Source organism: Flavobacterium sp. IMCC34518, assembly GCF_027111095.2.
Classification (GTDB): Bacteria; Bacteroidota; Bacteroidia; order Flavobacteriales; family Flavobacteriaceae; genus Flavobacterium; species Flavobacterium praedii.
This window is the reverse complement of sequence record NZ_CP114284.2, coordinates 3,488,073-3,500,444: the sequence shown is the minus strand read 5'-3', so window position 1 is coordinate 3,500,444 and position 12,372 is coordinate 3,488,073. Positions and strand designations below refer to the sequence as shown.

Genomic DNA, 12,372 nt, shown 5'->3' with positions numbered 1-12,372 from the left:
AAAATTTATGATTGAAATGCGATAGAAAAGCAAATGTGAATCACTTTGCGGAAAAAAGAAGGCGGAAATTTTTTCGTTTTTTTTGAGTTTTAATGGAAAAACATAATTCTGACGACAAACAGAAAACAGAAAAGCTACCGAAATTGAAACGTGAAAAAGTTGCCGACATTGGGCTGGAAAATTGGAACGGATGAACTTTGGTGCATAGCAAACGTGTCGCTACACACCCTAACACACGTTACACGCGATTTGGGCATTTGGTTTAATTTGAAGTTGGTTTTGTATTTGGAAGTTTTGGCTAAACAGAAAAATAACGCTAATTTAGTCCCAAACCGCGTGTAGCGCGGGAACGTCAGGCTGTGAAAAAACCTCTTTTTCACACAAAAATCTTCAAAATTCACGATGCTACCAGTCAAATAAAGCCTTTTTAGAAGGCTCTTTTTTTTAGGCAACTAAGTTGAAATCTCTAAAAATGAAAGCGGATTTAAGCGCTATATATTCCTTTTTTAGCCAAAACAAGACTTTTGCCTTGTAGGGTGAGTTCCATTTTTGGAGTTTGGTAATGAGTTCTGGAACGCCAAGAATATTGATGCTGCGCTTGATGTTGTACACAAGCATAATTAGGCTGTGTTCGCCATTTACTTTTTCGAGTCCCGTTAAATTGGTGTGATTGTAACCCCATTGCCGCTTAATGGTGCCAAAAATGTGTTCGTTGATCTCTTGGCGTTTGCGGTACAACTGAGCATTTGCATGATAGCGTTGGTTATTTTCTTCTACCGCTTCGGCGTATTGGCTGCGGTCTATATTACGTCCCTCCTTTCGGCTTGTGCATAAGTGCTGTACTGGACAAGTTCTGCATTTAGAAGTTCTGTATCTTTTAAAGGTATAACTCTCTTTGTCGGTTTTCTTATGCCAGTGTCCTGTGGTGGTAAGGGTTTGGCCTTGTGGACAAGTGTAGGTATCGTTGATTGCGTTGTATTGAAACTTAGAAATCAAATAGTCTTCTGCTATTTTTTCTTGGTTTTTACCTTGTTCGGGTTGGGCTACGATGGTAGTAATATTGGCTTGTTTGCAGATGTCTATTTGCTTACCGTTATGATAGCCTTTATCTACAAGGGCGGTATAAGTTTCTAGTTCTAGATTCTCCTTGGCTTCGATAGCAATGGCGGATAAGGCACTGCGGTCATTCTTGTTGATAGTGTGCGTGGCAACCACTAGATTGTGTTTGGCATCTACAGCCGCCTGTATATTGAATGAAATTTCAACCACTTGTCCTTGAACCAATAAGGCTCTGGCATCACTATCGGTAGTGCTTATTTGAGGCTCGCCGCTTACTTTTAGCTTTTCTTCCAGCAATTCATAACGGACTGTATTCTGTTGCAAACGCTCTATCTTTTGTTGAATGTTTTTGATTTCTGTAGAATTCTCTTTGGTATCATTTTCCTCCAAAGCATTTAAATATTCTTGAGTTTTGGTGTCAATATATTCCAGATGTTTGTCTATTTTCTTTTGATTAAAATTGGCTTTCTTGCTATTATGTGCCCGGCTTTTGGTACCGTCAATAGCAATGGTTTCTCCCCCTATCAAATCAGCGTCTTTCAAAAAGACAACATAGAGTTTGAATAAGTTCTTTAATGCTACTGGATTGTTCTTTCTAAAATCGGATATACTGTGATAATTAGGAACAATAGATTCTAAGAGCCACTGCATTTCAATGTTTCTAAAGCATTCTTTTTCAAGTTTACGACTACTTCTTAATCCATTAAGGTAGCCGTATAAATAGATTTTTAGAAACATTTTACTGTCATAACTCGGACGGCCTTCACCTTTTATGGTTTGTATGGCAAAACCAAGTTTGGCAAGGTCTACAAAGGTCACAAATGCATCTATAAAACGTACTTGATTATCGGGTGCGATAGCGTCTTCTAAACTTGAAATACGCATCTGATGACGGGAAATTCCTGAGATATGTTGCATTCTTAAAAATACGAAAATTCCTGTTTTGACACAACTTTTTTGCTATATTTGTTCGTAAGCAAACGGAGGTTTTTTCACAGACTGACGTTATGCGGGAGTTATGCCGAAATTACGCAGATGAAAACAATTAGAAAATAAATTGGTTTCCGCAAGAAGTTTACAAAGCAGAAGCGTGAAAATTGGAATCGCCAACAGAAGTTGGAAAGTTGGAATCTGACAAAATTATTGATTACAAATTAAGTAACTAAAGTAAATATGATTGCACCAAATATTTTACCACTTTTGATTTTAACAATTTTTGTGTTATTGACCTGCCCTATTCTAACAACTATGTTCATCTATTATCGATTTGAATTAAGAACTAAATCGAAAAACCAAAAAATACTTGTTTCTTTTCTTTGTCCAATTTTGACACTTATATTTATGTTTATTCTTCAAAAACAATTTCCTTTTACGATTGGAATTTATTTTATCTCATATTTTATAATAATCAGCATACTAACAATAATTGAATATAGAAAACAAAAGAAAAAAACTCAATTGTTAGAAATAAACATTTAAAAATCAAAAGCGTGAAAGTTGGATTTTGCCAACAGAAGCGTGAAAAATTTGCGGTTAAATCGTAATTTCGACAAAATAACCCCCGCATAACAGCCACTACAACGGATTTGGGCATTTGTCTTAATGGAAAGATGGTTTTGTACTTGGGATGATTTGGCAAATCCGAAAATAGGGCTTAATTTAGTCCCAAACCCGCTGTAGTGCCAGAACGTTATGCGTCAGCTTCGTTGGAATCTGCTAAAGAAAAGCATTTGATATATTGAGGATTCACGCTTCTGTTTTTGGATGTGTGAAACTGCTCATTAAATCTGTAGCAAACTATTTCTTCTGCTTTTCCATTATGAAAGCAAGAAACTAAATATTGATTTTTAGGGTTGAACCTTGCAAAAAAATGTCTGCATTGTTCGTTTTCTAAAGTAAAATTTGGTTGTTTTTGTACATACTCAAAGAATTGTTTTCTTTGTGATTTAGTCATTTTGTGATAATGAACCTCTGAAAAGTCATCAAAACATTGTGACCTTGCAATTGGTCTTTCAGGAATTACAGATTCCGACAAAAACATAAGCTCAAAAAAATCTATTGTGAAATTTGACATAATTAAAATATTAAAATTGTGAATAAAAAGCCGAACGCATAACAGCCACTACAACGGATTTGGGCATTGGGCTTAACGGGGAAATGGTTTTGTATTTGGATGTTTAGTGATAACCGAAAAATAAATCTTAATTTAGAACCCAAACCCGCTGTAGTGCCAGAACGTTATAAGGCAGTTTGGAAGAACCGAAGTGCGAAAAAAGATGTAATGTTTTCATAAATAATAAAACTTTTAAAGATGAGTAACGAAGAAATAATACACGAATTATTGTTGAAGTTTAAAGGACTAAACAAAGGTGCTAAAACACATTTAACCAATACAATAAGACGTGATATTGTAAAAGATTTACGTTTTAATACAGACGAAGTAACTATTTCTATTATTAAAAGTGGATATTTCAACTTACACGCCCACGATGCAATTAGCCTTACGGACGATGGTTTTGAATATGCTAATCGGAATTAGAATTATAAATCTGTTCGCCTTTAATGACAAAGAAAGAAGCAACGTCTTCTCTTTTTTTTAAAACCTCTAATGAGTGGATGTAAACATCATAATCAGGAGCGATTAAAAAGGTTGTTGTGAAATCAAAAAGATTAATTATAAAATGATATTCTTGGTTTTCTATTTCTTGTGACATAATAAATAAATTTAAAAATGTGTTTCACTTAATATCGGTGGAAACACGAAACCGATAATAAAACCGCCTTATAACAGCCACTACAACGGATTTGGGCATTTGGCTTAATGGAAAAATGGTCTTGTACTTGTGATGATTTGGCTAATCCGAAAATAGGGCTTAATTTAGTCCCAAACCCGCTGTAGTGCCAAGACGTTATGCCGTATTGCTCCGTTGAAAAGAAACAGCTGACATCAACCAGAAGATTTAGCAGAAAAGATAATAATGAACTAGCGAGCGAGCCGACGCAAATGAAGCTCGAAATTTGACACTGAAATGCGAAAGAAAAGCAAATGTGAATCACTTTGCGGAAAACAGAAGGCGGAAAACAGAAGGCGGAAAACTTTTCGTTTTTATTTTGAGTTTTTAATGGAAAAACATAATTCTGACGACAAACAGAAAACGGAAAAGCTACCGAAATTGAAACTTGGAAAAGTTGCCGACATTGGGCTGGAAAATTGGAGCGGATGAACTTTGGTGCATAGCAGTCGTGTCGCAACCCAGCATAACAGCTACTACAACGGATTTGGGTAATAGGCTTAATGGGAAAATGGTTTTGTACTTGGATGTTTAGTGATAACCGAAAAATAAATCTTAATTTAGTCCCAAACCCGCTGTAGTACCAGAACGTCAGGCTGTGAAAAAACCTCTTTTTCACACAAAAATCTTCAAAATTCACGATGCTACCAGTCAAATAAAGCCTTTTTAGAAGGCTCTTTTTTTTAGGCAACTAAGTTGAAATCTCTAAAAATGAAAGCGGATTTAAGCGCTATATATTCCTTTTTTAGCCAAAACAAGACTTTTGCCTTGTAGGGTGAGTTCCATTTTTGGAGTTTGGTAATGAGTTCTGGAACGCCAAGAATATTGATGCTGCGCTTGATGTTGTACACAAGCATAATTAGGCTGTGTTCGCCATTTACTTTTTCGAGTCCCGTTAAATTGGTGTGATTGTAACCCCATTGCCGCTTAATGGTGCCAAAAATGTGTTCGTTGATCTCTTGGCGTTTGCGGTACAACTGAGCATTTGCATGATAGCGTTGGTTATTTTCTTCTACCGCTTCGGCGTATTGGCTGCGGTCTATATTACGTCCCTCCTTTCGGCTTGTGCATAAGTGCTGTACTGGACAAGTTCTGCATTTAGAAGTTCTGTATCTTTTAAAGGTATAACTCTCTTTGTCGGTTTTCTTATGCCAGTGTCCTGTGGTGGTAAGGGTTTGGCCTTGTGGACAAGTGTAGGTATCGTTGATTGCGTTGTATTGAAACTTAGAAATCAAATAGTCTTCTGCTATTTTTTCTTGGTTTTTACCTTGTTCGGGTTGGGCTACGATGGTAGTAATATTGGCTTGTTTGCAGATGTCTATTTGCTTACCGTTATGATAGCCTTTATCTACAAGGGCGGTATAAGTTTCTAGTTCTAGATTCTCCTTGGCTTCGATAGCAATGGCGGATAAGGCACTGCGGTCATTCTTGTTGATAGTGTGCGTGGCAACCACTAGATTGTGTTTGGCATCTACAGCCGCCTGTATATTGAATGAAATTTCAACCACTTGTCCTTGAACCAATAAGGCTCTGGCATCACTATCGGTAGTGCTTATTTGAGGCTCGCCGCTTACTTTTAGCTTTTCTTCCAGCAATTCATAACGGACTGTATTCTGTTGCAAACGCTCTATCTTTTGTTGAATGTTTTTGATTTCTGTAGAATTCTCTTTGGTATCATTTTCCTCCAAAGCATTTAAATATTCTTGAGTTTTGGTGTCAATATATTCCAGATGTTTGTCTATTTTCTTTTGATTAAAATTGGCTTTCTTGCTATTATGTGCCCGGCTTTTGGTACCGTCAATAGCAATGGTTTCTCCCCCTATCAAATCAGCGTCTTTCAAAAAGACAACATAGAGTTTGAATAAGTTCTTTAATGCTACTGGATTGTTCTTTCTAAAATCGGATATACTGTGATAATTAGGAACAATAGATTCTAAGAGCCACTGCATTTCAATGTTTCTAAAGCATTCTTTTTCAAGTTTACGACTACTTCTTAATCCATTAAGGTAGCCGTATAAATAGATTTTTAGAAACATTTTACTGTCATAACTCGGACGGCCTTCACCTTTTATGGTTTGTATGGCAAAACCAAGTTTGGCAAGGTCTACAAAGGTCACAAATGCATCTATAAAACGTACTTGATTATCGGGTGCGATAGCGTCTTCTAAACTTGAAATACGCATCTGATGACGGGAAATTCCTGAGATATGTTGCATTCTTAAAAATACGAAAATTCCTGTTTTGACACAACTTTTTTGCTATATTTGTTCGTAAGCAAACGGAGGTTTTTTCACAGACTGACGTTACAGGAGACTTGTGCCGAAATTACGCAGACAATTCCAATTTGAAAATAAGCATTTGTTTCCGCAAGAAATTGACAAAGCAGAAGCGTGAAAATTGGAATGTGCCAACGGAAACGTAAAAAATTGAAACTTGGAAAGCTGAAGTGTGAAAATTGGAAGCGTGAAAATTGGAAGTGTGAAAATTGGAACTCACCTACTCTAACGAGAAAAAGTGTGAAAGTTGGAATCCGCCAACAGAAAACCAAAAAAGTAGCCAAAATTGGAACGATAAATTAAAAAATAACAAGTTGAAAACTGCGAACCGAAAAGCAGAATCGTGAAAATTGGATTTTGTCAGCAGAAACGTGAAAAATTTGCGGTTTAATGGTAATTTCGACAAAACAAGCCTCCTGTAACACACGCTACAAGCAATTTGGGGATTTGGCTTAATTTGAAGTTGGTTTTGTATTTGGAAGTTTTGGCTTATCCGAAAAATAACGCTAATTTAGTCCCAAACTGCTTGTAGCGCGGGAACGTCAGGCTGTGAAAAAACCTCTTTTTCACACAAAAATCTTCAAAATTCACGATGCTACCAGTCAAATAAAGCCTTTTTAGAAGGCTCTTTTTTTTAGGCAACTAAGTTGAAATCTCTAAAAATGAAAGCGGATTTAAGCGCTATATATTCCTTTTTTAGCCAAAACAAGACTTTTGCCTTGTAGGGTGAGTTCCATTTTTGGAGTTTGGTAATGAGTTCTGGAACGCCAAGAATATTGATGCTGCGCTTGATGTTGTACACAAGCATAATTAGGCTGTGTTCGCCATTTACTTTTTCGAGTCCCGTTAAATTGGTGTGATTGTAACCCCATTGCCGCTTAATGGTGCCAAAAATGTGTTCGTTGATCTCTTGGCGTTTGCGGTACAACTGAGCATTTGCATGATAGCGTTGGTTATTTTCTTCTACCGCTTCGGCATATTGGCTGCGGTCTATATTACGTCCCTCCTTTCGGCTTGTGCATAAGTGCTGTACTGGACAAGTTCTGCATTTAGAAGTTCTGTATCTTTTAAAGGTATAACTCTCTTTGTCGGTTTTCTTATGCCAGTGTCCTGTGGTGGTAAGGGTTTGGCCTTGTGGACAAGTGTAGGTATCGTTGATTGCGTTGTATTGAAACTTAGAAATTAAATAGTCTTCTGCTATTTTTTCTTGGTTTTTACCTTGTTCGGGTTGGGCTACGATGGTAGTAATATTGGCTTGTTTGCAGATGTCTATTTGCTTACCGTTATGATAGCCTTTATCTACAAGGGCGGTATAAGTTTCTAGTTCTAGATTCTCCTTGGCTTCGATAGCAATGGCGGATAAGGCACTGCGGTCATTCTTGTTGATAGTGTGCGTGGCAACCACTAGATTGTGTTTGGCATCTACAGCCGCCTGTATATTGAATGAAATTTCAACCACTTGTCCTTGAACCAATAAGGCTCTGGCATCACTATCGGTAGTGCTTATTTGAGGCTCGCCGCTTACTTTTAGCTTTTCTTCCAGCAATTCATAACGGACTGTATTCTGTTGCAAACGCTCTATCTTTTGTTGAATGTTTTTGATTTCTGTAGAATTCTCTTTGGTATCATTTTCCTCCAAAGCATTTAAATATTCTTGAGTTTTGGTGTCAATATATTCCAGATGTTTGTCTATTTTCTTTTGATTAAAATTGGCTTTCTTGCTATTATGTGCCCGGCTTTTGGTACCGTCAATAGCAATGGTTTCTCCCCCTATCAAATCAGCGTCTTTCAAAAAGACAACATAGAGTTTGAATAAGTTCTTTAATGCTACTGGATTGTTCTTTCTAAAATCGGATATACTGTGATAATTAGGAACAATAGATTCTAAGAGCCACTGCATTTCAATGTTTCTAAAGCATTCTTTTTCAAGTTTACGACTACTTCTTAATCCATTAAGGTAGCCGTATAAATAGATTTTTAGAAACATTTTACTGTCATAACTCGGACGGCCTTCACCTTTTATGGTTTGTATGGCAAAACCAAGTTTGGCAAGGTCTACAAAGGTCACAAATGCATCTATAAAACGTACTTGATTATCGGGTGCGATAGCGTCTTCTAAACTTGAAATACGCATCTGATGACGGGAAATTCCTGAGATATGTTGCATTCTTAAAAATACGAAAATTCCTGTTTTGACACAACTTTTTTGCTATATTTGTTCGTAAGCAAACGGAGGTTTTTTCACAGACTGACGTTATAGCTCATTTTAAAAACCGAAAGCAACTATGAAAAAAATCATTGGAATAATTTTAGGCTTATTAATAATTTTAATTACTTACAATTTTGTTTCACATTTTATAAGTCAACCTAGAATTAAACATAGAACGTTCGGAGAAACATCTGAAAATATTAAAACTTCAAAACAATCAGGATTTTACATAGGTAACTACATAACTTCATTTGATACAATCCGATTAAAAAACTACAACGAGAAAATTATCATAACAAATGTTTGGGTTGAAAAATCTTGGTTCACAAACACTTACGATTACCCTTCTCCTAAACTCGAAAAAACTGATGGTTATAATATTGTTCTTGAATTCAACACTACTAACAAAGATTTTATTTTTGATTTAATGCCTGTAACAAATGATAGGTTTGGAAAAGATTCATATGGGATTTTTGAAAATAAAAAAGAAATGCGTTTTGAAAAATTACCCAGCAAACTCAAAATAATTGTGGAAGAACGAAATCCAGACAAAAGCATTGGGTGGGAAAAAAAAGTTACAACAGACACAATTGTTTTGAACCTAAAGAAAAACGAGCTATAACAGCCACTACAACGGATTTGGGCATTGGGCTTAATGGAAAAATGGTCTTATATTTGGAATATTTGGCAAATCCGAAGAATGAGCTTAATTTAATCCCAAACCCGCTGTAGTGCCAGAACGTCAGGCTGTGAAAAAACCTCTTTTTCACACAAAAATCTTCAAAATTCACGATGCTACCAGTCAAATAAAGCCTTTTTAGAAGGCTCTTTTTTTTAGGCAACTAAGTTGAAATCTCTAAAAATGAAAGCGGATTTAAGCGCTATATATTCCTTTTTTAGCCAAAACAAGACTTTTGCCTTGTAGGGTGAGTTCCATTTTTGGAGTTTGGTAATGAGTTCTGGAACGCCAAGAATATTGATGCTGCGCTTGATGTTGTACACAAGCATAATTAGGCTGTGTTCGCCATTTACTTTTTCGAGTCCCGTTAAATTGGTGTGATTGTAACCCCATTGCCGCTTAATGGTGCCAAAAATGTGTTCGTTGATCTCTTGGCGTTTGCGGTACAACTGAGCATTTGCATGATAGCGTTGGTTATTTTCTTCTACCGCTTCGGCGTATTGGCTGCGGTCTATATTACGTCCCTCCTTTCGGCTTGTGCATAAGTGCTGTACTGGACAAGTTCTGCATTTAGAAGTTCTGTATCTTTTAAAGGTATAACTCTCTTTGTCGGTTTTCTTATGCCAGTGTCCTGTGGTGGTAAGGGTTTGGCCTTGTGGACAAGTGTAGGTATCGTTGATTGCGTTGTATTGAAACTTAGAAATCAAATAGTCTTCTGCTATTTTTTCTTGGTTTTTACCTTGTTCGGGTTGGGCTACGATGGTAGTAATATTGGCTTGTTTGCAGATGTCTATTTGCTTACCGTTATGATAGCCTTTATCTACAAGGGCGGTATAAGTTTCTAGTTCTAGATTCTCCTTGGCTTCGATAGCAATGGCGGATAAGGCACTGCGGTCATTCTTGTTGATAGTGTGCGTGGCAACCACTAGATTGTGTTTGGCATCTACAGCCGCCTGTATATTGAATGAAATTTCAACCACTTGTCCTTGAACCAATAAGGCTCTGGCATCACTATCGGTAGTGCTTATTTGAGGCTCGCCGCTTACTTTTAGCTTTTCTTCCAGCAATTCATAACGGACTGTATTCTGTTGCAAACGCTCTATCTTTTGTTGAATGTTTTTGATTTCTGTAGAATTCTCTTTGGTATCATTTTCCTCCAAAGCATTTAAATATTCTTGAGTTTTGGTGTCAATATATTCCAGATGTTTGTCTATTTTCTTTTGATTAAAATTGGCTTTCTTGCTATTATGTGCCCGGCTTTTGGTACCGTCAATAGCAATGGTTTCTCCCCCTATCAAATCAGCGTCTTTCAAAAAGACAACATAGAGTTTGAATAAGTTCTTTAATGCTACTGGATTGTTCTTTCTAAAATCGGATATACTGTGATAATTAGGAACAATAGATTCTAAGAGCCACTGCATTTCAATGTTTCTAAAGCATTCTTTTTCAAGTTTACGACTACTTCTTAATCCATTAAGGTAGCCGTATAAATAGATTTTTAGAAACATTTTACTGTCATAACTCGGACGGCCTTCACCTTTTATGGTTTGTATGGCAAAACCAAGTTTGGCAAGGTCTACAAAGGTCACAAATGCATCTATAAAACGTACTTGATTATCGGGTGCGATAGCGTCTTCTAAACTTGAAATACGCATCTGATGACGGGAAATTCCTGAGATATGTTGCATTCTTAAAAATACGAAAATTCCTGTTTTGACACAACTTTTTTGCTATATTTGTTCGTAAGCAAACGGAGGTTTTTTCACAGACTGACGTTATGGGCTAGTTGCACCGAAATCACGCAAGTAATATTCCAATTCAAGATAACGATTTAAAAACAAAAACGTGAAGTTTAATTTTTTTAGCAGACCAAAGCGTTGGATAATAACTAACCTAAAACAAACATATTGAAATCAATAATATTTTTTTTGTTTTTTTGTATAACTATAAGTGCACAAAACAAGCCAATTGGTAAATTTGAGCATAGATGGTTTTCAGATTATTGTGATCCTGGTTTTGGTTGTATCGGACAAATTCACACTCTTCAATTAAATCAGGATAATACTTATGTTTTGGTCGAAGAGATTGAAAGCGATGTACTTGAAGAACCCAACATAATTGTTGGATTATATACTTATAATAAAAATATATTGACTTTACAAACACCAACTATTCGGGTATTTAAAGTAAATAGAAAAATGACAAAATTAAAAGCTATCGAAAAAACTAAAGCATACGGAAAAAAAATCAGGGAAATCTATAAAAAAAATTGATTGAAACTTGAAAACGGAAAGTTCAAAGTTTGCTTTTAAAATTATAATATCGACAAAAACAACCAGCCCATAACACACGCTACAAGCAATTTGGGTATTAGGCTTAATTTGAAATTGGTTTTGTATTTGGAAGATTTGGCAAATCCGAAAATAGGGCTTAATTTAGTCCCAAACTGCTTGTAGCGCGGGGACGTTAGCGGTCAGTTTACAGCAGAAAAACAACTAATTACATAAATGAAAAAATATCTTTGGTTAATAATCATACTCTTTACTTTCGACTTATATTCTCAAGAAATATTAACTAAAGAGGATATTTACATCGAAAATAATTTAGCTTATAAAGTAGAAAACAAACAACTTTTCACAGGGAAAATCCAAAGCTTTAAACACAAAAATCATTTAGTTTTAGAAATTGAATTTGTAGACGGAATTTTGCTAAAAGGGATTGTCTATTTTAACGGAAAAGAAAAAATAGTTTCAGATGAAACTTATTACTTCAAAATGAGCCGGCAAATCGAAAAGAAAATTAAATATTCAATTGACCATAAAACAATTTGGACCGTACATTTTGACGAAGATGGAAATAAAAAACTCGAAGAAGATTTTAAAGATGGAATAATAATTTATAGTTGCCCCTATAGCAAAAACAAAAAACACGGAAAATCATTTTCTATAAATGAAAAAGGAGAAAGGAATGAATGCGTTTTTGAAAATGGAAAATTAATAAAGTCCCAATAAGAAAAACCGAACCGCTAACAGCTACTACAACGGATTTGGGTAATAGGCTTAATGGAAAGATGGTTTTGTATTTGGAAAGATTTGGCAAATCCGAGGAATGGGCTTAATTTAGTCCCAAACCCGCTGTAGTACCAGAACGTTACTGGCTAGTTATGCCGAAATTACGCAGATAATTTCGATTTGGATTAAAGTTTGCAACTCGCAGAAACTTAAAAAGCAGAAGCGTGAAAGTTGGGATCGCCAACGGAAACTTGAAAAGTTGAAACCTGAAAAGCGAAAGCGTGAAAATAGAAACTTGCCAACAGAAACTTGAAAATTGGAATCTGAAAAACAGAAACGTGAAAGT

At 35.9% G+C, this 12,372-nt stretch carries 10 protein-coding genes; 4 read left to right on the top strand and 6 right to left on the bottom strand.

Features of this window, described 5'->3' with window-relative positions; genetic code table 11:
* Positions 1 to 444: 444 nt before the first annotated feature.
* Together OZP06_RS15065 and OZP06_RS15060 are read right to left on the bottom strand one after the other, a co-directional pair.
* Complete coding sequence (locus OZP06_RS15065) at positions 445 to 1,977, bottom strand: IS1182 family transposase (protein ID WP_269222054.1); 1,533 nt, start codon at positions 1,975 to 1,977, stop codon at positions 445 to 447.
* A 772-nt stretch (positions 1,978 to 2,749) separates the two neighbouring features.
* Positions 2,750 to 3,133: a hypothetical protein gene (locus tag OZP06_RS15060; RefSeq protein WP_269222584.1), complete on the bottom strand. Its 384-nt coding sequence runs from the start codon at positions 3,131 to 3,133 to the stop codon at positions 2,750 to 2,752.
* A gap of 237 nt (positions 3,134 to 3,370) precedes the next feature.
* On the opposite strand from OZP06_RS15060, the gene OZP06_RS15055 reads away from it, so the two are divergent.
* On the top strand, positions 3,371 to 3,598 hold the full coding sequence (locus OZP06_RS15055) for a hypothetical protein (protein WP_269222583.1): 228 nt from the start codon (positions 3,371 to 3,373) through the stop codon (positions 3,596 to 3,598).
* Here the strand turns inward: OZP06_RS15055 and OZP06_RS15050 are convergent.
* The 3 genes from OZP06_RS15050 to OZP06_RS15040 all read right to left on the bottom strand — a co-directional run bounded on the left by OZP06_RS15050 (position 3,585) and on the right by OZP06_RS15040 (position 8,294).
* Positions 3,585 to 3,773 (bottom strand): hypothetical protein, encoded by a 189-nt coding sequence (locus OZP06_RS15050; protein WP_281323928.1) that lies wholly within the window; start codon positions 3,771 to 3,773, stop codon positions 3,585 to 3,587. The genes OZP06_RS15055 and OZP06_RS15050 overlap by 14 nt on opposite strands.
* Positions 3,774 to 4,534: 761 nt before the next feature.
* Positions 4,535 to 6,067: an IS1182 family transposase gene (locus OZP06_RS15045; protein WP_269222054.1), complete on the bottom strand. Its 1,533-nt coding sequence runs from the start codon at positions 6,065 to 6,067 to the stop codon at positions 4,535 to 4,537.
* Positions 6,068 to 6,761: 694 nt separating this feature from the next.
* Positions 6,762 to 8,294 (bottom strand): IS1182 family transposase, encoded by a 1,533-nt coding sequence (locus OZP06_RS15040; RefSeq protein ID WP_269222054.1) that lies wholly within the window; start codon positions 8,292 to 8,294, stop codon positions 6,762 to 6,764.
* A gap of 118 nt (positions 8,295 to 8,412) precedes the next feature.
* Between OZP06_RS15040 and OZP06_RS15035 the strand changes: the two genes are divergently transcribed.
* The gene (locus OZP06_RS15035) at positions 8,413 to 8,958 is read left to right on the top strand and encodes a hypothetical protein (RefSeq protein WP_281323927.1); all 546 of its coding nucleotides are present in this window, start codon (positions 8,413 to 8,415) and stop codon (positions 8,956 to 8,958) included.
* A gap of 212 nt (positions 8,959 to 9,170) precedes the next feature.
* Here the strand turns inward: OZP06_RS15035 and OZP06_RS15030 are convergent, their stop codons facing one another.
* On the bottom strand, positions 9,171 to 10,703 hold the full coding sequence (locus OZP06_RS15030; RefSeq protein WP_269222054.1) for an IS1182 family transposase: 1,533 nt from the start codon (positions 10,701 to 10,703) through the stop codon (positions 9,171 to 9,173).
* Between the two features lie 219 nt (positions 10,704 to 10,922).
* Between OZP06_RS15030 and OZP06_RS15025 the strand changes: the two genes are divergently transcribed.
* Both OZP06_RS15025 and OZP06_RS15020 read left to right on the top strand, forming a co-directional pair.
* A complete protein-coding gene (locus OZP06_RS15025) occupies positions 10,923 to 11,288 on the top strand; it encodes a hypothetical protein (protein WP_269222580.1) in 366 nt (121 codons plus the stop codon).
* A gap of 234 nt (positions 11,289 to 11,522) precedes the next feature.
* Positions 11,523 to 12,026 (top strand): hypothetical protein, encoded by a 504-nt coding sequence (locus OZP06_RS15020; protein ID WP_269222579.1) that lies wholly within the window; start codon positions 11,523 to 11,525, stop codon positions 12,024 to 12,026.
* Positions 12,027 to 12,372 lie beyond the last annotated feature (346 nt).